We start from the raw sequence: 25,427 nt of genomic DNA on the forward strand, positions 1-25,427 counted from the left end.
TTTCATGTGAAACATTTTGTTTTATTCGTTTGTTTCTAAACCTAGATAGTTATCAACTGCTTTTCGTACACTTGTTACCTGCAAACCGTAAACAACTTGAACGTTTTTATCTTTAATGATGACACCATTGGCACCTGTTTGACCTTTTAATACAGCTTCATCTACTAATTCAGGCTTATCTACTGTTAAGCGAAGTCTTGTATAGCAATTGGTGACAGTTTGGATATTATCCGCTCCGCCCAAAGCATTGACGATCACGCCTGCAAGTCCGTCATCTCCTTGTACTGCTGGAGATTGAGTTTTGTCTTTTCCTTTGCTATCTTTGTATTCTTGCTTGGAATATAATTTTGTTTCACTGCCTACATCTTCTCTTCCGATCGTTTTGAACTTAAACTTCGTGATTAAGAAGCGGAAGATTACATAGTAAGCAACAAAGAACATTAATCCGACTACAATGTACATCGGCCAGCTTGTTTTTTCGATTCCAAGCGGCAGGTTGAATAAAAGGAAGTCAATCATTCCATTTGGACCGATTGCTCTAACATCAAATAGATTTAACACGACGAAACTTAATCCGCTTAATCCAGCATGCACAACGAATAACAGCGGTGCAACAAACATGAATGAGAATTCAATTGGTTCTGTAACTCCAGCGATAAAAGATGTAACAGCAGCTGGAATTAAGATTGCTTTTACTTTCCCTTTATTTTCAGGTTTAGCTGTGTGGTACATCGCTAGACATGCCCCAAGTAACCCAAACATCTTCGAAATACCGCGTGCATCCCAAATGACACTTTCAGAAAGAACTTTTACAGCCGGGTCAGCGATTTCCGCATAATAGATGTTTCTAGCTCCTTCAAATAATTGTCCGCCAACTTCTACTGCACCGCCTAATGAGGTGTATAAGAAAGGCGTATAAATCAGATGGTGAAGACCTGTTGGAATTAATAGACGCTCCAATGCTCCATATAAGAAGAGACCAAAGTTGCCGCTGTGATTGATCAATGTTCCAAGACTGTTTATTCCAGACTGGAAGAACGGCCAGATAAAGGTGAGTGCAATCGATAATAGAACAACTACAGGAATCAGCACGATAAAGGCAAAGCGAGAGCCTCCATATATTTGAAAAGCACCTTTAAATTCTTTATCTGCAAATTTATTAAAGACGATAGCGGTTACAATTCCGAGAATAATTCCTAGGAAAACACCCATATCCAGGATTTGAACACCTAAGACAAGGGTTTGTCCTGAACCTTGCAGAGAATCACCTTCAAAAAGGACTCCGCTTAATTCCATAAATTTATTCATTGCGTTAACGAATACTAAATAGCCTAAAAGTGCCGTAAAACCAGCAACAGCCTTGTCGCGATTCGCTAAACCGACAGTTATACCAACACAGAAAATGAGTCCAAGGTTACCGAGGATTGAAACCAATGATCCTGTTAAGATCGATCCAAACCCTGTAGTAATCGGGTTATCTAAAAAAGGAATAACTTCTAGAAGCCTTGCATTGGTAAATAAATTTCCAAATGCGATTAATATACCTGCAATCGGCAAAATAAGTACGGGAATGAACATGGCTTTGGAAAAGCGCTGCATTCCTTCCATCATTTTGGCTTTCATCTTGCCGCCTCCTTACCTTTATGTGATTTTTTTGATGTGTTTAGATTACAATGTAAGCGCTTGTAAGTCGATGGTTTTGCCACGATAAAAAACGTGTTTCACATCTAGAAACACGTTTCGTCACTATACTATCAGAAAAAATAATTGAGCATCGGAGAAGAAAATCCAACGTAATGGCTCAGTTTAGGAATGTAGTATAAGTGCAACTAGACCTCTGTCTGCGTCTTTTAAGACTTGCCAATCGGCAAGTTCTCTATTTGTCTTTTGCAGTGAGATGGGAAATATATTGTTTAAAAATAAATTCAAACAATAGCAGCAGGCTTGGAAAGAAGCTGCTTGGCAGCATATTGCGATCATCAAGCTTATTTGGATCTGTTATTTTAAAATTCAAATCAGAAAGCTCGGCGACTCTATTTTCTGTTTCCTTTGTGAAGGAGGCTGTAAAAATATCATGCTCTGTAGCTGCCTGCAGTTTATTGATCACCAGCTGTGTTTCACCGGATTTGCTGATCACTACTAAAGCACCAATATCCTCAAGGTTATTTTCAAAGACACCAATGGAATCTGTACCGCTCGAAAAAATAGTCTTCCTGCCTAATACAAGCAGCTTCTTATAAAAATAATCTGCGGCAATAGCTGAAAAACCGGTCGCATAAATAAAAATATATTTGTGCTTAAGATTCAGCACTTTACTGATAAATATTTCAAAATCCTCTAGTGTGTTATGAGTTAAAAAGTCATTTTGGCTAATATGTAAACAGTCTTCAAGTTCATTGCTCTCAGGACTTTCCACTTTATTGATCATGGGCAGGAGGTGATAATACAGATCGACAAATCCTGTATAGCCCATTTTTTTTGATAGGCGGATAATTGTTGCAGGAGACGTGAAATTTTCTTTGGCAATTTCCCGGACTCCTTTTTGTAAAACGTGGTCAATATTATGAATGATGTATTGAAGGATCTGCACATCTAATTCCGTTAAATTTTTCCCTTGGATCATTTTGCTGATATCAATCAATTGGACTCACTCTTTCTTCGCCTTCTTGGAATCGTTTTATTTTACTTTACCACAAATAGAGAAGAATAACCGATGAAGGAATGATGGTCTTCAGCAAATATAAGTACGTACTTTAGAAAGGCATTTTCTATTTATGCTGCCATAAATGGACCGCGGGAATTAAGCATAATTCTTCGCGATTTCCAGTAAATAATGACGAAATTCTTCAGCATAGGATTTTGGTTCAATAATCGTAAGGTTTGTACCGAAACCTGCTAAAAATTGAAATCCTATCGTATTCTGAGGAACATGAATGGTAGCAAGAAGGCGCTGTGCGGGATCGATTTCAATACTCTCTCGGCCATACCTTTCTATGAAATGATCTTGTATGGCAGGAGAAATGATCGCCTTTATAGTGATTTGCGGATCTTGATAACTCGTATGAGCGTGTTCTGGTGCTAGTTCCCTAGGATGAAAGGTTTGTTCTTCTAAAGCGAGATTGTCGATTCTAGATAATTTAAACGTTCGATAACCCTGCCGCTGGAGACAGAATCCCTTCACATACCAGCTGCTTTCGCTAAAATGAAGCTGATACGGCTCGACCGTTCGAATGGTGCTAAGACCATTCTTATCTATATAGTCAAAAGTGATCAACTTATGTTCTGCTATTGATTTTTGGCATGTCTTTAAGATTTTTGAGACTTCAGTTCGGCCTTCCCACTTATAAAAAGATAGATGGATTGAATTTTGCTTCGCCAATGGATTAACCATCGCTTCCATCTTTTTAATGGTAAGTTCCACTTCCTCGCTCATAAAAATCTGTTCCAATCCTCCAAGCGCAATCAATATATTTTCTAAGTCAGAGGTATTTAAGAGTCGTTTATCGACCTTGTATTCTTCCATGATCCCGTAGCCGCCATTTACTCCGTGAACCGAGTAGATCGGAATGTTTGATAGGCTCAATGTTTCCATATCACGAAGAATCGTTCTTTTGGAGACGTTAAAAATGTGTGAAAATTCTCTTGTGGAAACAACATCCTTTTTCAGCAAAATCATGATAATCGTTATTAATCGCTCAATCTTCCCCATAACATCACCTTTTTTTATTTATTTAGAAAAGGTGACATACGGCTGTCACCACTAATAAATTATACTTCATTTATCAAAAGAAGGAGGTATAACTATATGTCAGCTATTGTTTATGTAAACTTTGATGGAAACGCAGAAGAGGCAATTGAATTTTATTCGGAGGCACTCAATGCAAGCAAGGTAAAGAAAGTGAAATTCAAAGATTTTCCGCAGGATCCCAATTTTCCAATGCCGGAAAATGAACTTAATATGATCATGGAATCATCCATAGAATTTGCAGGCTGTAAAATCATGATGTCAGATCTATTGCCTTCCATGAAGAGTGTAACAGGTGAATTGGTGAAAGGAAGTAATGTCCTGATTAGTCTAGTGATGGATGATAAAAATTTATTAGAGCAATACTTTAAGAATCTATCTAAAGGCGGAATTGTAATCATGCCTTTATCGGAAACGCCTTGGTCTTCCTGCTTTGGAATGCTGGTTGATCAATTCGGATTAACCTGGAAATTTAATCGTGACGCAGATCAGTTTCTGGACAGTGTTATTGCGAACAAACAGTAAATAAGAAAACATGGCCTTGCATGAAAGGCCATGTTTTTATTATTTATTAAAGACCGTCATCATTAAATTCCAGTATCGATTCGATTTTACCGGGTATGAACCTTCTCCCCCTGAACCCAAACCTCACGAATATTCTCCGGCCGAACGTTGTACATGATCTTCTGAAAGATATCATACAAATCTTCATTTGGATTAAAAATAGGCAGCTTTGCCGCAGGAGCTTTTGTGTCAATAATCTGTACATCCCATGTATAGCCTTCTTTCAATCGGCCGACTGGAAGGCTGAGGCTTTCTCCACCGCCAGCGGTTGCGAGATAGAATGCTTCATTAATTGTAATGCGTGAGTTTGCTACTCCTCTTTCATCTGCTGGAAGATTTGCGTTAACTCCGTCTTCCAGCATTCTTGAAGAGACAACAGCCTGTTTGGCATTATCATATAAACTTGGTGTGGCACCAGCAGAAATATCAGTTCCTAGTCCAATGTCGATCCCCATTCTTCTAAAGCGATAGAGAGGAAGGACGCTGTTGGCAAAATAGGCATTTGATAAGGGACAATGAGCAATAGCGGTGCCTGTTTCAGCGAATAAAGCAGCGTCCTCATCACTAAGGAAATTACTATGAGCCATGACCGATTTATCACTTAGTAATCCAAAGTCATGTAACGCAAAGGCATCATGTTTGTTAAATCTTTCTTTTACATGTTGATGTGCCCAATCACTTTCACTGCAATGAGATTGAATATGGGTATCGTATTTAAGAGCCAATTCGCCTAAGCCTTTTAATGCCTCATCGGAACAGCTGGGAATAAAGCGAGGTGTCACAACTGGATACACACCTTGTTTTACTGTTTTGTTCAGTTCTTTTACTGCTAAAATAAACTCTTCTGTCTCTCTAAGTGCGGTTTCGGCATCTTGGTCTCGGTAATAGGATGGGTTTTGTTCAGGGTCGTCCATAACAACCTTTCCTACTAATCCGCGCTGTCCTTTTTGTGCGCATATTTCTGCCAATAATAGACTGGCTTCCTTATGCACGGTCGCGAAGTAAAGAGCAGTAGTTGTGCCATTTGCCAGCAGTGTGTCTACTAAATTTCCATAAACACTTTGGGCAAAGTCTAAATCCGTGTATTTAGCTTCTAAAGGAAACGTGTACGTATTCAGCCAATCATATAAGGGAAGGTCCTGAGCCGTTCCTGATTGAGCCCATTGCGGAGCATGAACATGTAAATCCACAAAACCAGGCAGGAGATAGTGCCCATCATCCAAAACATGAAAGTGATCTTTCTTCTTATGAGTCTCAATCAATTGCTGATATTCTTCATCTAGTGGTGCAACGATCTTATCAATCATGCCATTATGATTAATGCAAAAAAGATAATCTTTTAGAATACTTATTTTCTCTGGTGAATCACTTGTGAAAGCAGTTCCAACAAAAATTCGCGGATAATTATTCATAATTACCTTCCTAATGTTCGTATTTTGTGTTATCATCGTGATTATAGTGAAATAGTAACACTTTTTCTCTATAAAAACACGAATTATATCTATGAAAATTAAATATTGTTTTTCATATAATCGTAGGAATATGGCCTACAAGTTTCTACCTGTTTACCGTAAATAAACAGGCTATGAAAAGCAGAGACAGGATCAATTTCTTTAATGGAATTTGTCCTTCTTTCGTATTTCGCTAAGGCTCGAAGTACATGCTTTTCTATTTCCAGAAGCATGTATTTCGAGCTTTTTTTGTATGTTCAGTTTTGCTGGAAAGAAATCATAATGCCTTTTTAAAAGGCAGCATAAGAAATAGCCTTAATAAAAAAATCAAATCCTAGTAGGAGGATGACAAAATGGAGAGTACTACGAAGCATTTAGAGTCTGCCAGCAATGATGGGCAGCAGAAAAGAGAGGTTACCTTCTCGCAATCATTATTCCTTGGTCTGCAGCAGGTTCTAGCAATGGACCTGTTTATCCCGCCGGTTATTTTAGCTGGAATGTTATCCTTTTCTGTTACAGATAGCACAATGCTGATTCAAATGACCTTCCTTGCCTGCGGAATTGCAACGATTATTCAAGCGGGTTTAGCCATGAAACTGCCTGTTATGCAGGGGCCTTCCTTTGTACCGCTTAGTGCATTGGCTGCCATTGGTACGACTTCAGGAATTGGTGTAATGATCGGCAGCTTAATACCAGGTGCCATATTAATTGCTTTATTGGGTAATCCGCTCAAAGTGTTTAGTAAAGTGGTAAGAAAATTTATTCCGCCAATCGTGGCAGGAACCGTTATTGTGGTGGTTGGGCTATCATTGATGCCAAGTGCCATCAATTCGATTTATAGTGCAGAAGGAAGCTTTGGAACAAATATGTTAGTTGCTTGCATAACAGCAGCCATTCTGATTTTTTGTATGTATGTTGGTGAGAAATCAAAAACCAAACTGAAATATATGAAACTCGTATCCGTTATTTTATCACTGGGAATGGGAACTGTTGTTGCTTCGTTTTTTGGATTAGTTGATTTTTCATCTGTTGGAGCATCTGCATGGTTCCAGATGCCAAGTCTTTTTGCATTTGGAATGCCGGAATTTGAACTTCATGCGATCTTAATCATGCTTGCGATTTACTTTATTGTCATGATTGAAACGACCGGAACATGGTTTACAGTAGGAAATGTGACGGATGAAGAGCTTACGGATAAGCGTTTAAATGGCGGAGCATTTGGTGAAGGAATTGGCTGTTTTGTTGGTTCATTCTTTGGCGGAACGCCAGTAACTGGATATTCGTCTAATGCCGGTATTATTGCCATCACAGGAGTGAGGAGCAGAAAGCCGATTATCATGGGCGGTTTTATACTCGTATTGCTTGGAATGATGCCAAAGCTAATGACCGTTATTGCTTGTATTCCAAGTGTTGTAATCAATAGTGTGTTTGCTATCCTTTGTGTCGTTATTATGATGAATGGTTTCAAAGTCATTAAAAACGTGCCATTTACAGAGCGGAATATGCTGGTCATTGGTGTATCAATTATGCTTGCGATGTTTGCAGTGCTGATTCCAGCCAATATTTCTCAAGGACTTCCAGAAATCGTTACTTATTTTGTTTCTTCAGGAACAGCTGTTGGGGCGGTTACGGCTCTCATTCTGAATTTAGTTCTTCCGCAGAAGCTTGATGACACTGAAGTGACAGGCAAAGTCAACGTAACTATAAACTAACATCGAGAAGGGGGATCTCTTATGCAACAAGATCGATTATGGAATGAATGGCATCCGGTATGTAAGGCAGAAGAATTGCTGGATGATCCGAAGCAGGTATATGTACTAGGTGAACGTGTTGCCATCTTCCGCAACGAAAAAGGTGTACATGCTTTTAAGGACTTATGTATCCATAGAGGAGCAGCTTTATCACTTGGTAAAGTGGTAAATGGAAACTTGAGATGTGCCTACCATGCCTGGGAATTTGGCTGTTCAGGAGCTTGTGTGAACATTCCTGCTCTGCCGAAGGGCCGTCCAATTCCGCCTAAAGCAAAAGCAACGGTTTACAAATGCGAGGAATACCTAGGGCTGATTTGGGTTAATTTGGGTGATGATCCAGCACCGCTCATTTCTTACCCTGAATATCATCAGGATAGCTATCATACAGCCATTTGCGGACCTTATGAAGTAAAAGCTAATGCACCTAGAATCATTGAAAATTTTCTCGATGTTTCTCATCTTATGTTTGTTCACGAAGGATTGCTTGGAGATGAAGATCATGCTGAGGTAGCGGATTATACTGTAGAGTTTAAGGATAATCGTATTATTACTAGTAAAATTCCTGTGTACCAGCCGAACCCTGACGGCCGTTCAAAGGGTGGCTATGCAAACTATGTATATGAAATTCTAAATCCAAAAACAGTGCGCTTTACGAAAACAACAGACGATAATGATGAGGAATTTACCATTTTGCTTGCTGTTAATCAAATGGAAAATGAGAAATCTCAAGCGTTTATGCTATTGACGAGAAACTATGACTTAGATAAGCCGGATGAACCTTTTATCGAGTTTCAGGATATCATTTTTAACCAGGATTTAGACATTGTAGAAAGTCAAAAACCGGAGCTTCTTCCCTTAGACCTGCAAGCTGAAATGCACCTGAAGTCTGATGCACTTACCATTGCCTATCGCAAATGGCTGCAGGAGCTTGGGGTGGAAAACGGTACCTCACTAATGGAAAAAGCACCACAATTATAGTCGATTAAATATATTTATGACTGTAAAACTATAAAAAGAAGCCTATTCAAGAAGCTCAATACTTGAATAGGCTTTTCTTTTACTAAAAGAGTTCTAAGCTAGCCGTGCTCGCTGGAGTAGCGCCGCTAAGAGTTCCGTCTGTCCAAATAGGTATACAAGAAATTCTTTTGGATAAATGCTGGAAAATCAGTAGAAGCGAAGGATCTGATGATATAATTGAGTACAATCTATTGAAAATTTATATACCTATTTCTGAACCGCCAGGAAGGAGTTTTAACAATGAATCCACCACTGCAGATGGGGGCAAACACAGCATTAGCTTCACCAAAAGGGACTGTAACAGTTAGCCATGATGTTTCAAATACTATTGATGTTTCATTGACGGCTTTTCTTTTAACAGGTGCTGACAAGGTACAGGGAGACAGCGGCATTATTTTTTATAATCAGCCAAAAGCTCCTTCTGGTGCTGCGACGTTTATACCAGCTATGATTGCTGGACAAACAAAAGTACATAAAATGGACTTTGACATGAGTAAAGTTCCAGCTGGTATTGTGAAAATAGCCATTACATTGACAGAGGATCATCATACAGGGTTTTCAAATGTAAAAAACTTAAAGGCGGAAATCCGTACCGATCAAGAAGTGATTCAATTGATTCCATCTAGTTTTACAACGGAAAATGGTATTGTCGTACTCGAAATATATGTAAGAAATGGCCAGACAAAGGCAAAATCAATATGGCGGGGGTTTAATTCTGGTCTTGAAGGTTTATGTGAAAACTTCGGCGTAGAAGTTGAAGAGGAGGAGAAAATGATTTCTTCTGAACCTAAAATGGCAGCAACAGAGCTTCAGAGTAAGAGCAGTAAAAGTGCTTTTTCGTCGATCAGCCTGGAAAAGGTAACAGGCAATATCAGTCTCGATAAAGGTCAAAAACCCGTGATTATTGAAAAGACACCAGAAATCACCGCTACAGTTTCTTGGAAAACAGGTACAGATTATGATATTTATGCTTTAGTTTATACAAAGAATGGCAGACAAATAGATGTAGCCATGTTTGGAGCACAAGGCACACCGCCTCTTAGCACCTATGGCAATGGAGCTGTTGAACATATGGGCGATGTTGGGAGAAACAGCGGTTCAACGAAGACAGAGATCATTAAATTAAGACTGACAAATGATATTCTCGCCGTTGTTCCTGTTGTTTACTCTGCACAGTCAAATGGTACAGGCTCATTTTATCGATATAAAGTGTCTATGAGTATCGATAATCATAAAGGGACGTCTGTCACGATATCTTCCAAAAATGCGAATAATAATGACCGGATTTATACGTGTGTACCCGGAATCCTTCATAATACAGATGATGGCATCATCATCAGTCCGCTGGAGTATTATAGTAAGCCGAATTCAGAGAACCGGCCAAGACTTCAAATGGGCCCATTAAATCTAGTAGAAGTATTTATGGACCAAGGGCCAGTAAATGATTACAAGTAGGTAAGCAGCTTGAATAAAATAGGTATAAAAAGAAGTTGGGTCATAAGTATTTGACATACATAGAACCGAGTGGTTAGGAAGGTCATCTTTCTAATCATTCGGTTTTTTATTTTATTAACATGAGTGAAATGGAGCGGACTAGTTTAAATACCCAAGATAAGATGTTGAATATTGTTTTAGAATGATTAATTTCGTTTTGTCCGGGCCTCTTTTTCAAAATTGCGAGTAATCCATTAATTATGCCGTCTCTATTTAATTAAACTTGTTTCATAAAGAAGTAACATATTTAACAATTATTAACAAAACCTTTACAGGAACTGCCTTTTTTGAGTGGGGACAGGTTTGTTACATTGTAAAGTGAATATTTTATTCAAGATCTCTGAATGACTAACAAAATGGTTTAAAGGTTCTTTGTTTTAACTCTGCAATTCAGATTACACTCTTTTTTTTGGCTTTTGATATGCAATCCAAGTTCAGAAAAAGGAGATGGTCTATGGTCTTATAGTCTTTATCATTTAATTCGTTTTTACTTAACTCTTTATAAATAGTGGGGATGTATATGCCCGTTTTAGATAAAAATTAGATGTAGAAATGAAATAGTAAAAAACATGACTAACAGGCACATATTCAAAAATGCGGGGTGGACCATGGTCAAAGATCTATTAGAAATTGTAAGTCAGTTTATTTTCTTTTTGGGAATCGTGTTTACACTGTTATTTTTATATAAAGTTTTCTACATATTTGTTGCGTTTAAAGCAAGAAGGGATCATTCTCAAGAAGAGAAAGAAGTCCCGCTCAATAAATATGCATTTCTAATACCGGCTCGAAATGAAGAACTTGTCATTGGACAACTGATTCAAAGCATTAAAAATCAGAATTACCCGAAAGAATTGTATGATATTTATGTATGTGCCGATAATTGTACAGATCAAACAGCTAAGATTGCCAGACAAGCAGGGGCCATCGTAACGGAACGCTTTAATAAAGAAGTGGTTGGGAAGGGCTATGCACTCAATCATCTGCTGAACATTATTAAAAGGGATTACTCTTCTAAAAGCTATGATGGGTATTTTGTTTTCGATGCTGACAATCTTCTAGATGAGAATTATATCCAAGAAATGAATAAAACCTTTAATCAGGGATACCGAGTCACAACTAGTTACCGGAATTCAAAGAATTATGATGAAAATTGGATTACATCTGGGTACGCACTTTGGTTTTTATATGAAGCAGAATTCCTAAATCGCCCAAGGATGTATCTGAAGACAAGCTGTGCTGTTTCCGGAACAGGTTTTTTAATCCATTCAGATGTGATCAAAGAAAATGGCGGCTGGGTCCACCATCTTTTAACCGAAGATATCGAGTTTACTGTCGCACAGATTATCAAAGGAGAAAAGATCGGCTACTGCGGGAAAGCTGTTTTCTATGATGAGCAGCCATCGATCTTCAGTGAGTCCTGGAAGCAGAGGCTTCGCTGGGCAAAAGGGTTTTACCAAGTATTCATGAGGTATGGCAAGGATCTGATGAATGGAATCATTCGCGGGAAAGGCAACAGAGTTTCCTGTTTCGATATGATGATGACGCTTGCGCCCATCATTATTGTTTCCGTTCTTAGTCTTGCCGGGAATATAGTTGTCCTGCTTCTTGCCTTATTAGAAGGAGAAGGACTATTCAATGAATATATGTTCAGAGGAGCTGGCGGGATCCTGTCAATCTATGTATTTCTATTCTCCTTTGGATTCATTACAACAACTATGGAGTGGAATAAAATACGCTGTTCCAACTGGAAGAAAATCTTCTATATGTTCACATTCCCGCTCTTTATGTTCACCTACCTGCCAATATCCTTAGTAGCATTATTTAAGAAGATTGAATGGAAGCCAATTCAGCACACTGTTGTTAAATCGATAGATGACCTGCGCTAGCATGTCCGCAGCGTATGAATGCATTTTAGGCGGATGGAAGTAAAAAGCGGCTAATATGCCCGAACAAGTAGCAGATACTTTTCATCTGTCTAATTGTTCGGGTTTTTTTTGTAATTGAGAAACTAATTCTGAAAAATCACCACTTCGGTAGAAAATACCTATCTTAATAATGTTATATTCCCCCAAAAGCCTCAGAAACCATATCTTTCCTAAATCGTACATAAACTAGTAGAATTTTCTAGAGGAGGATAAAAGATGGGTTTGATAAAAAGAAGTGGCATATTTGTTTTATTCATTTTATCATTAGCGGTTATGACAGCATGTGCGAACGAACAAGCACAAAATGAGGATACAAAATCTGCTGCTGCACCTGCCGCGGAGGAATCTGAGGAAGAAAAAATTCCTGCTGCCGCAAGAACAGTGGAAGAAATGGTAGAACAAAAAGCTGGCACATTGGTAGAGGAACATATGGATCCAGAGCTGGAAACTCTGCAGAGCTGGGATCGGCAGCAATATCTTGATTTTATTCAAGAAACATTCAAGCCAATTGTCGAGGAAGAACTTCAGACTTATTTTACAGAGAATAAAAGCCTAAGCAGTGAAGAGGTTTATGATTACCTTGTACATACACTTGGTTCAGGAAATTATAAAAAATATTATGAGGAATTAGCTTCGTATGATCACGGATTTAGGATGCCTGAATTGCCGGATGGTGAGGATGAGGTGACAACGAAGCAAAAGAAGGTAAATGCATTAGTATTATTAGATGCGAGCGGCAGTATGAAAGAAGCTTTAGAAGGCAAGACGAAAATGGATTTGGCAAAAGCAGCAATTGAGGGTTTTGTAGAGCAAATTCCTGAGGAAGCAAATGTTTCGCTGATATCATACGGACATGTCGGAACAGAAGCTAATTCCGATCAGGCAAAATCATGTGCAGCTGTAGAAACGGTATACCCGTTAGCAGCATACCAAAAGGAAAATTTCACAAATTCGCTTCGTTCATTTGAGGCAAGCGGCTGGACTCCATTAGCTGGAGCGATTCAAAAAGCCGGAGAAATTTTACAGGCTTACCCATCAGAAGAATATTATAACCTAGTTTATATTGTAAGTGATGGAGTAGAGACATGTAATGGAGATCCTGTTGCAGCAGCAAAAGAGCTTCAGAATCAAAATATTAAAGCAAAGGTCAATATTATTGGATTTAATGTAGATAACGAAGGCCAGCAGCAGCTAAAGCAGGTTGCAGATTCTGGCGGAGGAGAATATGTCACTGTAGATAATCCGGCTGAGCTTGAAATTGAAATGACGAAGAAATGGGAGCCTACTCTAGGGCAAATCTGGTGGACACAAGGTGTGACATTAAATGAAACAGTTGAGGCAATGGAACGAATGAATGACATTTATAATCCACTCTATTTTGCCTCCGAATCAGAAATGAATCGAATTAAAGATGCTATTCGCTTCTTAAGTAATGAAGAACTCATTTCTGTTGAAGTAAAGGATGAAGTTAATGAATTAGCAGATTCTTTATATGATTCAAGGAAAGAGCACTTTTCAGAGATGAAAGAAACCAAAGAAGCAGAGAGAGAACAAGCACATGAAGAAATAACCACAAAGGTTGAGGAATGGCGTAAACAATGGCAGTAAGATGATCTATGAAGATTAGGTCTGGTCGCATTAATAACAGCCAGGCCGTCTTCTCGATAAGATAGGTTGAGGGTGAGGGAAATCGCTTATGGGCACACAGCTAAAAAAGAAAGCAAAAAAACGTACTTCAGGCAGTGATAAAAGAGAAACGATTGCTGGTGGAATTGCGATCATCAGTACTTGTTTCTTTCTTCTCACACTCATTTTATGGGGAGTATCTGAGCTAATAGATGAACATTTTATAGTGTCTGAAATGTTGGGTGCATATAGTGTTGCAAGCTTGTTTCTTTGCTTTAGTATAATGTTTATTGCCCTTTTCGTTGGCATTAAAGGCAGTTGGTTTGGGAGGATTGTCTGTCTGTTAGTTGCAGGTTTTACAGCGTCAGGCGCTTATTCTTTTATGGAAACATCTGCCCTTCTTTATAAAGATAAAGCGGCCTATGAAAACAAGCAGTTTGAAACACTAGTAATGATTCCAACTGGAACAGAATTTGACGACCCAGACTATGGAAGAGAATACCTCATGGAGTTGGAATTCAATGAACTGATCTTAGACGTTTATTCTCTTGATATCTCAAGGACCTATTATCATGAAAACTTATCAGGAAGACAGCTTGAGATTGATTATCTTCCCAATAGCCGGTATGCAGTTAGTGTTAGGGAGTATCAGGAGTAAAGAAGGAGATCCAGCAGGTTTGCCGAGGAGACGTAGCCTGCTCCCTGGGAATGCCCTCTCCCTCATCAGCAATGCTGCCCAACTGCTGAAAGTTTTTCTAATTTTAGAAGTTTTTGTTCGGTAAGCTTTCGATCTGTAATATTTTTAGCAATCCCGTAGACGCCAATTACCTCCTGATCAACGATAATGGACATCGTTACACTTATATAATTTCCTTCTAAAACGAAAAAAATATAGCATTAGGATTAAAATAATAATGAGCTAACCACTTTGAATATGATTAGCTCATCAGGTCTTATATATATATTCAGAAGATCAATAGATTTCTTCTGGACAACATCTTATGCTTGTTTCGGCTGGATAAGACTATTGCCTTTCCCTTTATTCTCCAGCTTTTGGTACACGGCAGCAATAATCATCGCAGGCACACTGCAGAGAATCATCCCGAGGAAGGCGTACTGCGGCTGCACTTCATATAAATAGCCGCCGATAATCGTGAAAACAGAAGTGCTCCAGCTAAGCGCAAGTGCGGAATAGATGCCTTGTGCCTTTGGAATTTGTGCATGTGGAATATGAGCAATTAAGTATTTCATAAAAGCATAATGGCCCATTGCAAAAGAGAATGCATGCAAGGTCTGTGCGATGCTAAATACAATTACGTTTGGAAAAATGAAGACCAGAATCCAGCGAACCGTGGAACCAAGCGCAGATAGCAATAGCAAGGATCCGACTGAAAATTTTCTGAACACTTTATCGGCAGTAGCAAAGAATAGAATCTCAGCTATGACCGCAATATTAATGATCAGACCAATCAGATAGACAGGTGCATGAATATCCTGCAGAAAAACATAGCCATAATTATAATATGTGGCATGTGCTGCCTGAAGCAGAATCACAATAATCAGTACTAAGCCAAAGTTTTTAATGCGGAATAACTGAGCAAGGCTTACTCTTTGTTTAGGATCTGTTTTCGGCTTTTCAGAAAGAATACGAGGCGCATTCATAAAGCTGAGGGCTACAAAGCCAATCATCCCAATTAAAAGTGCCCAGAGGATGACTTCATCTCCCATCATGCCTGTAAAAATGGTTAAAACAATCCCAATAGAAACAAAACCAATTGATCCCCATTGTCGGCTTCGTCCATAATGCTGAAGCTGTTTATTTTGAACTAAAACACTGGCTGCACTATCTAATGCTGGCATTAACGTAGGATAGAATAAATGAAGAACAATTGTAACAATCAATAAACCAGTAAAAGAATCAACAGGAATATAGCATAGAATGGACACCAAGGTGCCAATCCCAGATAATTGCAATAGTGCTTTACTGCTTACTCTTTCTAATAAGTATGGAAATGCAAACAATGTAGACAGGCCTCTGGCAACTAAACCGCAGCTCATAATTAAGCTTGCTTCCGACACGGAAATTCCCTTTGTATAAATCATCCATCCTGACCAATAAGGGAGAAAAATTCCCCAAGTCAAAAAGAAACTAAAAAATTGTGTACTCATCCAGCGTTGTGTATTCATTATGAACCTCCTTACTGAATGCATGATATCATGGAAGGAAAGTTAATGAATATGAGATATCTCATATTTTCGAGGTGAAAGATGGAAGTTTACAAAAATCAGAAGAAGCAGTTTTATGTAGAGAATTATAGTATCGCTCATTTATTTTCTTTTCACGTTGAAATGGAAGTACACGAGTATGGGCGTGATGAATGGATCATTCAAGAGGGGATGAGGCCCCATTATTTATTTTATGTTCTTGAAGGAAAAGCCAAAATCTATGTCACACATCAAAATGGGAAAGTGTCGCTGATCAATTTTATTAATGAGAACGAATATATTGGCGAAATGGAATTATTAAATGATGTGTATTACACAAAAGGAATTCAAGCAACGACAAAAACGATTTGCTTTGCCATACCCTATCATCGCTACCGGAATCAACTGCTGGATGATAATAAATTTCTGCGTGAATTAACCAAGTTTTTAAGTTTAAAAGCCACTTTTATGGCCGCAAAGTATTCTCAAAGTCTTGCTTTTCCACTGGAAAATAGGCTGGCTGATTTTATCCTGCAGACAGCAGATGAAGGACTCTATAAGGAGAAGCACGTAACCGTTTGTGATTATCTTGGCGTATCCTATCGCCACCTTTTACACGTGCTGACACAGTTCTGTGAGAAGCAGTTTTTGCAAAAAGAAGGGAGGAACTACCGGATTATACAGCCTCAATCATTGCATGAATTGGCAGGTGCACTGAGGAATGGATAGGAGAGATAAAGCTTAGGGACATAGAATTAATCCTATGTCCCTTCAAGTCAAGCGATGATTGGATCAGTTGCAGACAGCAATTTAAGCTGTGCCATTGCATAGGAGAACCCATCTTCATCATTCGTTTTTGTCACGATGTCCGCCGCGTTTTGAATGGCAAGCGGAGCGTTCCCCATGGCGATTGAAGTGGTTGCCACTTCAAATTGTGCAAGATCATTTCCGCCATCACCAATGGCGATAATCTCTTCAAATTCGATATTCATTAAATTTTGATATCGAAAGAGAGCCTTCCCCTTATGAGCTTCACCAGAGGTGATTTCTAAGTTATTGGGAAAAGAAGATGCCATTGAAACATCGAAGTGGGGTCCTAACGCTGCCTTCATTTCTTCTATTTTTTCTAATTGCCCATTATAAACAAGAGCAATCATTTTATAAATTTTAACATCCTCTTGCTCTAGAAGTTTATCATAATCGTATTCCTGAAAAAGAGTGTTCAGTTCATCCACGCTTTTTCCATGTAATGGAGGCAATGTGGACGGGTGTCCGCCGGTATTGGTATAAACAAGAATACCTACACCCAGCTTTTTCAGTACAGTAAAAATTTCTTGATATGTTTCAACAGGGATGGTTGCTTCATATAGCAATTCACCTGTTCTGGAATATAAGGTGGAGCCATTTATACAGAATGTAGGCAGTTCTAAGCTTGCAATGCCTGGTACTTTGATGACATCTGCAATAGCGCGGCCGGTATTTAAAATGACACAATGTCCTTGATTTTTAAGATCTTGTAATGTTTTAAGACTTGTTTCAGTGATTTCATGCTGAGAATTTAACAAAGTGCCGTCTAAATCGATTGAGATACATTTCATCGTTAAATCTCCTTTCTGCATTATAAGGTCGATACCTATTATTATTACATAGTTAGACTGAAAAATATATGATGTAGAAGCGACTGGAAAAGAGTGCTTTAAATACAAAATAAGATTGAAAAAAGGCTAGGACAAAACGAAATTAACCTTTCTAAAATACGAACATTCAATAAGTTGGTTAGGTGTTTAAACAAGTCCGTTCCATTGCGCTGCAGACCCTTGCTTTCCGTGGGGAGGAAGCTGAGCCCTCGGAGCAAGCTCCTGCGGGGTCTCACCCTTTCCTCTATTGCCCACAGGAGTCGAGTGTCCTCCGCTCCATTTCACTCATGTTAATAAAATATATATTATAATCATAAAAAAACCGAATGATTAGAAAGATGACTTCCTAACCATACGGTTCTATGAGAGTGTTAAATACTTATGTCCCAGCCTCTAGCTGCTACTTGTGCCTTCTCGATTTGATCAATCGGCAGGATTCACTTAGGCAAATGCATCAAAGCCTAAAGAGGCAAAGAGAAACACAGTCATCACACATCCAGCCGCAATTGCTTTTCCTCTGCGTTCCGGACCTGCGGCTTTAAGTGTGTATCTGAAGTAAAGAATGGCACCAGCTGCAAGTAAGAGAAATTCCAGCAGGAGAGTGGCTGTGACTGATTCCCAAACTCCAAATCCCATCAGCGGGAAATTACCTGCATTTCCGGGGAGGATCGGTAAATCTGGACGGTGGACGATTAAATCGAGTATCCAGTGACTGAAGACAACACTTCCCATAATAAGCCCCGATTTCGTACCCCAAAAGATCTTGGCTAGAAAGGCTGCTATGATTGAGATGAGCAGTGCGCCGATAAATGAGTGTGTGTAAAAGGCGTAAACCATTATGTTGGCGTAGCCTCCATCGCCTATTGGCTCAATAGATTCTAAACCGGCTAATTCAAAAGGAATATATACGAGATCAAGCAATTGTGTGCCAACTAACAAAGACAAAAGCGGTAGTTCAGGTGTTTTGCTTTTAACGGCAGCAGCAACACCAAAATGACCTGCAAACATGCGGACAGCCTCCTTAAGAAATGTACAATTCATGTAATTTCAGTTTAGCTGTTCACTGTAGCAAGTGTTTTAAATGAATATGAAGTTTTGTAAATTTTAAAAATATGAATATTTCAGAAGCATAGTTCATGTATATAGCCTTCACAAAAGAGCAGTGAAGACAAATAAAAAACCCGCTTTACTTAAATAGTAGAGCGGGTTTTTTATTAATTTCGAATCATATAATCAAAGGCACCTAATGCAGCAGTTGCACCTGATCCCATTGAAATAATGATTTGGTTATAAGCGCTGTCTGTGCAATCTCCCGCAGCAAATACGCCAGGGATTGTTGTTGTTCCGCGCTTGTCAACGATGATTTCACCGATGCGGTTGCGCTCAACAGTGCCTTCAAGCCATTCAGTGTTAGGCACAAGACCGATTTGGACAAATACACCTTGAAGTTCAACATGGTGTTCTTCGTTTGTTTCACGGTCTGTGTACGTAATGCCAGTCACATTATCGGTACCAGTAATCTCTTTCGTTGCAGCGTTAGTGACAACTGTCACGTTTGGCAGGCTATTCAAGCGCTCTTGAAGTACGCTGTCTGCTTTTAATTCAGAAGCGAACTCAAGAACTGTGACATGTTTCACAATCCCAGCCAGATCAATAGCTGCTTCAATACCAGAGTTACCGCCGCCGATTACGGCTACGTCTTTACCGGCAAATAATGGTCCATCACAGTGCGGGCAGTAAGCTACACCTTTGTTTTTAAGCTCTTGTTCACCAGGAACATTAATATTGCGCCAGCGGGCACCAGTTGAAATGATCACGGTCTTACTCTTAAGAACAGCTCCGTTTTCAAGTTCAAGTTCAAACAGGTCTTTCTTTTCAAGACGCTTTGCACGCTGTAAGTCCATGATATCAATATCATACTCTTTTACATGCTCTTCAAGCGCTTGTGCAAGCTTTGGACCTTCTGTTGCTTTTACGCTGATGAAGTTTTCGATGCTTAAAGTGTCAAGAATTTGTCCGCCAAAGCGTTCCGCAACAATACCGGTACGGATTCCTTTACGAGCAGAATAAATAGCAGCACTTGAACCAGCTGGTCCGCCGCCAACAACTAAAACATCATATGGATCTTTATCTGCAAAATCTTCAGCACTTAAGCCTTCGCCTAATTTCGCTAAAATTTCCTGCAGTGAAATACGTCCGCCATTCCAGAACTCTCCATTTAAGAAGACAGCTGGTACTGCCATAACGTTTTTGCTTTCAACTTCTTCTTTAAAAGCTGCTCCATCAATCATCGTGTGCGTAATATTTGGATTAAGTACGCTCATAATGTTTAGCGCTTGTACAACATCAGGACAATTGTGGCATGTTAAGCTAACATAAGTTTCAAAGTTATACTTGCCATCAATTTTTTTGATTTGGTCAATGACGCTTTGCTCTACCTTTGGAGCACGGCCGCTGACCTGAAGCAATGCTAATACTAAAGAAGTAAACTCATGTCCTAAAGGAATCCCGGCAAACGTTACGCCAGTGTCCTCGCCAGCACGGTTTATGCTAAAGCTAGGTGTTCTATATAATTCTGCTCTTTCGACAGTGATTTTAGATGACATGGAAGCTAGCTCATCAACAAGAGCTAGCATTTCCTTTGAAACGTCATCTGTACCTGCACTGACTTTAAGCAGAATGTCATTTTCTAAAAGCTGAAGATATTGATTTAATTGTGACTTAATTTCTGCATCCAGTGCCATGTTACGAAGCCTCCTTAGATTTTACCAACAAGGTCAAGGCTTGGCTTAAGTGTATCGCTGCCTTCTTGCCATTTAGCCGGGCAAACTTCGCCTGGGTTGTTGCGAACATATTGTGCCGCTTTAATTTTGTTCACGATTGTACTAGCGTCACGGCCAATGCCATCAGCATTAATTTCAACAGCTTGGATTACGCCGTCAGGATCAATGATGAAAGTACCGCGGTCAGCTTGTCCTAATTCTTCAACTAAAACATCAAATTGACGAGAAAGAACGTGAGCTGGGTCACCGATCATTGTGTAAGTGATTTTGCCAATTGCTTCAGAAGTATCGTGCCAAGCTTTGTGTGTGAAGTGAGAATCTCTAGATGCAGAGAATACTTCTACTCCAAGTTCTTGAAGTGCTGGGTATTGGTTTTGAAGATCTTCAAGCTCAGTTGGGCACACGAAAGTGAAATCTGCAGGGTAGAAGCAAAGAACGCTCCAGTTTCCTTTAAAGTTTTCTTCTGTTACTTCGATGAAATCACCGTTTTTGTAGGCTTGTAATGTGAATGGTTCAACTTGTTTACCGATTAATGGCATAATAAAATTCCTCCTAAGATTTAGTATATAGATTATTATAGAAAACTTAATTCCTATAATAGATACTAATTTGTAATTATTATTATATAGGACTGATTCTCTTTGTCAACAGATTTAAGGTGGTTTTCATTTATATTAATAAAGTTGTAACAAAGATGCGGAAACTAAAAGCTGGGTAATAGATGAATTTTTTCATGCATGTACAGTGAGGATGTCTGGGAAACATACCACGCCGATTAGTATAATCTAATCATTTTTGTTCTATACATTAGAATTCACAAGGTTACAGGAAAGGTTTTAATGAAAAGAGTAATGAGTTGAAGAAAAATTAAGCAGCAATGGACAAGACTGTGCACCAGGATGCTTATGATCTGTGTAAAAAAACCATTTTGTCCGATTGTGCCTCCCTTTCTAATCTATCAATAACAGGTAAAAATGGCAAAAGAAACGATCAAAAATTCTCAATGAAATTAAATACTGCAAATAGATGAACATCCAATCCTCGAATATGCTATTTTCAATTGCACTCTTTCTGTTGAAAATACAATTGCTTCTGAAAAATGCTTTGGACGGACGGTACCCTGCTCTTAGGATTTAAAGTCAGTCAGGTTAAATGAATGTTTCTCGTAAGTGAGAGTCAAGAACATAGTGTAATCGGGATTTCATTAATGCGATGCTGCAGTGATATTATTAAGATAAAAGAATCTAGCACCAAGGAGGCTGTTCGCCTTGTACCTTTCAATTGAACTGCAAATGCTCATTCAATTAATTGAACGAGCAGCACTATTACTGATTACTCTATTTTTTATGACGCGAGTGCCGAGATTTAAAGAAATACTGCAAAGAGATCGGCATTCTCCAACAGAGCTATCAATTATCACGGTGATCTTCTGTCTATTTGCCCTATTTGGAACCTACTCAGGAATAGAAGTAGAAGGCTCTATTGTGAATATCCGGACAATTGCCATCACGGCTGGAGGGATTCTTTTCGGTCCATGGGTGGGGATTATAACAGGGATTGTCTCAGGAGTTCACCGGTATTTAATCGATATTGGGGGAGTAACCTCTATACCCTGTTTGATCACAAGTATCTTGGCTGGGGTTGTATCGGGTTATATCTATCTCTATATGAAAAAAGCCAGAAGGTGGATATATGGCATTGCAGCGGGAATGTTTTGTGAGATCTTAACGATGATCCTCATACTCATGATGGCTGAACCATATGAACTAGGGGTGGATATCGTTTCAAAGATTGCATTTCCAATGATTTTAGGACAGGGGAGCATTGGATTAATTGTGCTGATGATTGCCAGTGTGGAGGGTGAAAAGGAACGTATTGCCGCTCAGCAGTCACAATTAGCTCTTAATATTGCGAATAAAACACTTCCCTATTTTCGATCCATCAACATGGAATCTCTTCATACCATCTGTACCATTATAAAAAAAGATATTAAAGCAGATGCCGTTGCGATAACAGATACAAAAGACGTGCTATCCTATGTGGGCTATGGAGAAGAAAAATATCAGATTGGCCAAGAAATTATTAGTGATTTAACAAAAGAGACGATCCGCAGCGGGAAGATTACGATCCGAAACAATATTGCAGATCATCATACTCCGCAGATCCATTGCCTGCTGATTATTCCTTTAGAGGAAAGGGGTATTATTACAGGAACGCTGAAAATCTATTACCGCAAAGCTTATACGATTACATATACGCTCCAGACAATGGCCATCGGACTTGCGCAGATCATCTCTACCCTGATGGAGGTATCAAGAGTAGAACAGATTAAAGAAGAGGCGAATAAAGCAGAATTAAGAGCGCTGCAGACAAAAATCAATCCTCATTTTTTATTTAACGCACTCAATGCAATAGCTTCTACTACAAGACGTGACCCTGATAAAGCGAGAGAACTGATCATCAGCTTATCGGGCTATATGCGATATAATTTAGAAGTAGATGAAGAACTTATTGATATTGGGACAGCTCTGCAACAAGTAGAAAATTATATCAAAATAGAAAAAGCGAGGTTTGGTGAACGTCTTCAAGTTGAATACGATGTAGATGACATTCATTTAAAATTGCCAAGTTTACTGATCCAGCCATTAGTTGAAAATGCAGTTATTCATGGCATTTTAAAAAGAAAAGGACCTGGGAAAGTGACGATTTCAATTAAAGATACAGGCCGGAAAATTAGAGTGAGTGTTCGCGATACAGGAGTGGGGATTGGGCAGGATGTCATTGATCATTTATACCAAGGGACGGTTTCCTCCAAGCAAATCGGTTTATCCAATGTACATCAGCGTGTGAAATTAATTTATGGAACAGGTCTAGTCATTCAGAGGCTGGAGCCAGGAACGGAAGTTTATTTTGACATAACAAAGGAGATATCATGAGAGCCATCATTGTAGAAGATGAGATTCCGGCGAAGGACGAGCTGGAATATTTAATTGAGACGCATAGCGGGATCGACATTGTTGCTGCATTTGAAGACGGACTTGATGTATTAAAATTTTTACAAGAAGAAGAAGTGGATGCGATCTTTTTAGACATCAATATCCCTTCATTGGATGGCATGCTGCTTGCAGGGAGTATAAGCAAGTTTGCAAAAAAGCCATATATCATTTTTACTACAGCTTATAAGGAACATGCAGCACAAGCATTTGAGTTAGAGGCTTTTGATTACATATTAAAGCCATACGAGGAAAAAAGAATTGCAGCGATGTTAGCGAAGCTGGAATCAGCTTTTAAAAAGAATCAGCAGCCGCATGATGAAGTTCCTTCAGATTCAAATCGCAGAATCAACCTCCGGAAAAATGAAAATATCATCGTAACAGATGTGAATGATATTTATTACGCAGAAGCAAGTGAGAAGACGACTCTTGTTTATACTAAAACAGACGAATACAGCATGCCGATGTCTATAAGCGAATTTCATGATAAACTTCCGCAGGATATTTTCTTTAAATGTCACCGTTCGTATAGCGTAAACCTGTCTAAAATACATGAAATTGTTCCTTGGTTCAACAATACGTATATCGTCCGATTAAAAGATATAAAGGCTGAAATACCGGTCAGCAGAAGCAAATCAAAAACCTTTCGACAGATTATGCATTTGTAAATACCATTCATTCCAGATCTGAGGCATTTCATTCTGATACCGATTTCATAAAGCTTTCCAGCGGTAAAATTCAAGTATAGAAACCGTTAAGAAAGAGGAGATCGGAATGAAAAACCAAAACGTAAATCGCTTTCTTATTATAATAGGCACAGTCATTGTGCAAATGGGACTTGGAACTATTTATACATGGAGTTTATTTAACCAGCCGCTAGTCGATAAATTTGGCTGGGATTTAAGTGCAACAGCCATTACGTTCTCGATCACAAGCTTTGCACTTGCGTTTGCTACCCTTTTCTCAGGAAAGCTGCAGGATAAGTGGGGACTTCGCCGCTTAGTTGCGGCTGCTGGGATTTTATTAGGTGCTGGACTGATCTTAAGCTCCCAAGTATCTTCTTTATGGACGCTTTACATTGTTGCAGGCGTTATTGTCGGTTTTGCTGACGGTACGGCATATATTACCTCATTAAGTAACTTGATTAAGTGGTTCCCGGAGAAAAAAGGATTAATCTCAGGAATTTCAGTAGGTGCATTCGGAACAGGCAGCTTAATTTTCAAATATGTCAACGCAAGCTTCATTTCTTCATTTGGTGTTTCAACAGCCTTCTTATTATGGGGACTCATCGTGTTAGTCATGGTCGTTGGCGGTTCTTTCTTATTAAAAGAAGCGAAGGTCTCTGGAGAGAGCACAGCACAAGCAGCATCAATTCAAAAAGATTATACAGTAAAAGAGATGCTTAAGACGAAACAGGCATACATGCTATTTATCATCTTCTTTACAGCTTGTATGAGCGGTTTATATTTAGTTGGTATTGTTAAGGACATTGGTGTGAGTCTAGCTGGTTTAGATGTAGCCACAGCTGCAAATGCAGTAGCATTAGTAGCAATCTTTAATACCACTGGCCGAATTATTTTAGGGGCTTTGTCAGACAAAGTTGGTCGAATGCAAGTTGTCTGTGGAACACTATTAGCCACAGCTATTGCGGTAGCAGTATTAAGTTTTGTGCCATTGAACTTCCCAATTTTCTTTGCCTGTGTAGCAGCTATCGCCTTCTGCTTCGGAGGAAATATTACCGTTTTTCCAGCCATCGTAGCCGATTTCTTTGGACTTAAAAATCAAGGTAAAAACTATGGTGTCATTTATCAGGGCTTTGGAATAGGTGCTTTAGCAGGATCAATTGTCGCAGCGATTCTTGGAGGCTTCCAGGCAACCTTTACGGTTATTGCCGTTCTATGTATTATTTCTCTCATCATTGCTATGACGATCAAACCTCCGCATGAAGCGGATCAGGTGAAAGAAAGTACAGGTAAGATGAAACGGATGCAGCCTGGAACAAGAGTTGGATAAGAAAATGAAAGGCATTATTGAAGGTATAGGTATACAGCAGAACATCCTATTGTTCATTTCAAAGGAACCCGGCAATTTCTAAAAGATTAAGGTATAAAGCAAAGAGATTGAGACATTAGGTTCAGCTCAAGAAACATCCGAACGATTAGCAGAGGTTAACAGCCTGACTAATTGTTCGGTTTTTTTGTGGCTTTTAAAGAATAAATATAAAATGATGTTATTA

At 39.1% G+C, this 25,427-nt stretch carries 21 protein-coding genes and 1 riboswitch; of the genes, 11 read left to right on the plus strand and 10 right to left on the minus strand.

Annotation, left to right across the window (positions count from 1 at the left end; translation table 11 throughout):
• Positions 1-21: 21 nt before the first annotated feature.
• From A6754_RS01500 to A6754_RS01510, 3 genes are all read right to left on the minus strand, one after another.
• A complete protein-coding gene (locus A6754_RS01500; protein ID WP_066442020.1) occupies positions 22-1,623 on the minus strand; it encodes a PTS transporter subunit EIIC in 1,602 nt (533 codons plus the stop codon).
• 253 nt (positions 1,624-1,876) lie between these two features.
• Positions 1,877-2,641, minus strand: coding sequence for a MurR/RpiR family transcriptional regulator (locus A6754_RS01505; protein ID WP_082851577.1), 765 nt, complete (start codon positions 2,639-2,641; stop codon positions 1,877-1,879).
• Positions 2,642-2,800: 159 nt separating this feature from the next.
• Positions 2,801-3,709 (minus strand): helix-turn-helix transcriptional regulator, encoded by a 909-nt coding sequence (locus A6754_RS01510; RefSeq protein WP_066442021.1) that lies wholly within the window; start codon positions 3,707-3,709, stop codon positions 2,801-2,803.
• Positions 3,710-3,805: 96 nt separating this feature from the next.
• Here A6754_RS01510 and A6754_RS01515 point away from each other — a divergent pair, with 96 nt between their 5' ends.
• Complete coding sequence (locus A6754_RS01515) at positions 3,806-4,270, plus strand: VOC family protein (protein ID WP_066442023.1); 465 nt, start codon at positions 3,806-3,808, stop codon at positions 4,268-4,270.
• A gap of 86 nt (positions 4,271-4,356) precedes the next feature.
• On the opposite strand, the gene guaD is transcribed toward A6754_RS01515, so the two are convergent.
• On the minus strand, positions 4,357-5,721 hold the full coding sequence (gene guaD / locus A6754_RS01520; RefSeq protein WP_066442024.1) for a guanine deaminase: 1,365 nt from the start codon (positions 5,719-5,721) through the stop codon (positions 4,357-4,359).
• A gap of 92 nt (positions 5,722-5,813) precedes the next feature.
• Positions 5,814-5,915, plus strand: a riboswitch (purine riboswitch).
• A 198-nt stretch (positions 5,916-6,113) separates the two neighbouring features.
• On the opposite strand from guaD, the gene A6754_RS01525 reads away from it, so the two are divergent.
• From A6754_RS01525 to A6754_RS01550, 6 genes are all read left to right on the plus strand, one after another.
• On the plus strand, positions 6,114-7,472 hold the full coding sequence (locus A6754_RS01525) for a nucleobase:cation symporter-2 family protein (RefSeq protein WP_066442025.1): 1,359 nt from the start codon (positions 6,114-6,116) through the stop codon (positions 7,470-7,472).
• Between the two features lie 21 nt (positions 7,473-7,493).
• Positions 7,494-8,489: an aromatic ring-hydroxylating dioxygenase subunit alpha gene (locus A6754_RS01530; RefSeq protein ID WP_066442027.1), complete on the plus strand. Its 996-nt coding sequence runs from the start codon at positions 7,494-7,496 to the stop codon at positions 8,487-8,489.
• Between the two features lie 279 nt (positions 8,490-8,768).
• Complete coding sequence (locus A6754_RS01535) at positions 8,769-9,983, plus strand: TerD family protein (RefSeq protein WP_066442029.1); 1,215 nt, start codon at positions 8,769-8,771, stop codon at positions 9,981-9,983.
• Positions 9,984-10,630: 647 nt separating this feature from the next.
• A complete protein-coding gene (locus tag A6754_RS01540) occupies positions 10,631-11,908 on the plus strand; it encodes a glycosyltransferase family 2 protein (protein WP_066442031.1) in 1,278 nt (425 codons plus the stop codon).
• Between the two features lie 255 nt (positions 11,909-12,163).
• Complete coding sequence (locus tag A6754_RS01545) at positions 12,164-13,555, plus strand: vWA domain-containing protein (protein ID WP_066442033.1); 1,392 nt, start codon at positions 12,164-12,166, stop codon at positions 13,553-13,555.
• A gap of 88 nt (positions 13,556-13,643) precedes the next feature.
• Entirely contained in the window at positions 13,644-14,231 is a 588-nt protein-coding gene (locus A6754_RS01550; RefSeq protein ID WP_066442034.1) for a hypothetical protein, read from the plus strand.
• Between the two features lie 65 nt (positions 14,232-14,296).
• Here A6754_RS01550 and A6754_RS23100 read toward each other — a convergent pair whose 3' ends face one another.
• Positions 14,297-14,425: a hypothetical protein gene (locus A6754_RS23100; RefSeq protein ID WP_257297380.1), complete on the minus strand. Its 129-nt coding sequence runs from the start codon at positions 14,423-14,425 to the stop codon at positions 14,297-14,299.
• A gap of 147 nt (positions 14,426-14,572) precedes the next feature.
• Positions 14,573-15,760, minus strand: a complete 1,188-nt coding sequence (locus tag A6754_RS01555) for an MFS transporter (RefSeq protein ID WP_066442035.1) — start codon at positions 15,758-15,760, stop codon at positions 14,573-14,575.
• An 81-nt stretch (positions 15,761-15,841) separates the two neighbouring features.
• Here A6754_RS01555 and yeiL point away from each other — a divergent pair, with 81 nt between their 5' ends.
• On the plus strand, positions 15,842-16,507 hold the full coding sequence (yeiL, locus tag A6754_RS01560) for a transcriptional regulator YeiL (RefSeq protein ID WP_066442037.1): 666 nt from the start codon (positions 15,842-15,844) through the stop codon (positions 16,505-16,507).
• Between the two features lie 47 nt (positions 16,508-16,554).
• Here the strand turns inward: yeiL and A6754_RS01565 are convergent, their stop codons facing one another.
• The 4 genes from A6754_RS01565 to ahpC form a co-directional block, all read right to left on the minus strand.
• Positions 16,555-17,376 (minus strand): Cof-type HAD-IIB family hydrolase, encoded by an 822-nt coding sequence (locus tag A6754_RS01565; protein WP_066442040.1) that lies wholly within the window; start codon positions 17,374-17,376, stop codon positions 16,555-16,557.
• 480 nt (positions 17,377-17,856) lie between these two features.
• Positions 17,857-18,423, minus strand: coding sequence for a permease (locus A6754_RS01570; RefSeq protein ID WP_066442042.1), 567 nt, complete (start codon positions 18,421-18,423; stop codon positions 17,857-17,859).
• A 206-nt stretch (positions 18,424-18,629) separates the two neighbouring features.
• Positions 18,630-20,159, minus strand: coding sequence for an alkyl hydroperoxide reductase subunit F (gene ahpF, locus A6754_RS01575; RefSeq protein ID WP_066442043.1), 1,530 nt, complete (start codon positions 20,157-20,159; stop codon positions 18,630-18,632).
• 14 nt (positions 20,160-20,173) lie between these two features.
• Positions 20,174-20,737, minus strand: coding sequence for an alkyl hydroperoxide reductase subunit C (ahpC, locus tag A6754_RS01580; protein ID WP_066442045.1), 564 nt, complete (start codon positions 20,735-20,737; stop codon positions 20,174-20,176).
• 753 nt (positions 20,738-21,490) lie between these two features.
• Here ahpC and A6754_RS01585 point away from each other — a divergent pair.
• From A6754_RS01585 to A6754_RS01595, 3 genes are all read left to right on the plus strand, one after another.
• Positions 21,491-23,134 carry a sensor histidine kinase gene (locus A6754_RS01585; protein WP_066451252.1) on the plus strand — a complete coding sequence of 548 codons (1,644 nt, stop codon included), beginning with the start codon at positions 21,491-21,493 and terminating at the stop codon, positions 23,132-23,134.
• Positions 23,131-23,859, plus strand: coding sequence for a LytR/AlgR family response regulator transcription factor (locus A6754_RS01590; protein ID WP_066442047.1), 729 nt, complete (start codon positions 23,131-23,133; stop codon positions 23,857-23,859). The genes A6754_RS01585 and A6754_RS01590 overlap by 4 nt, the downstream gene beginning before the upstream one ends.
• A 106-nt stretch (positions 23,860-23,965) precedes the next feature.
• Positions 23,966-25,204 carry an L-lactate MFS transporter gene (locus A6754_RS01595; RefSeq protein WP_066442049.1) on the plus strand — a complete coding sequence of 413 codons (1,239 nt, stop codon included), beginning with the start codon at positions 23,966-23,968 and terminating at the stop codon, positions 25,202-25,204.
• Positions 25,205-25,427: the final 223 nt, after the last annotated feature.

Source organism: Cytobacillus gottheilii, assembly GCF_001636345.1.
Lineage (GTDB): Bacteria > Bacillota > Bacilli > Bacillales > Cytobacillaceae > Cytobacillus > Cytobacillus gottheilii.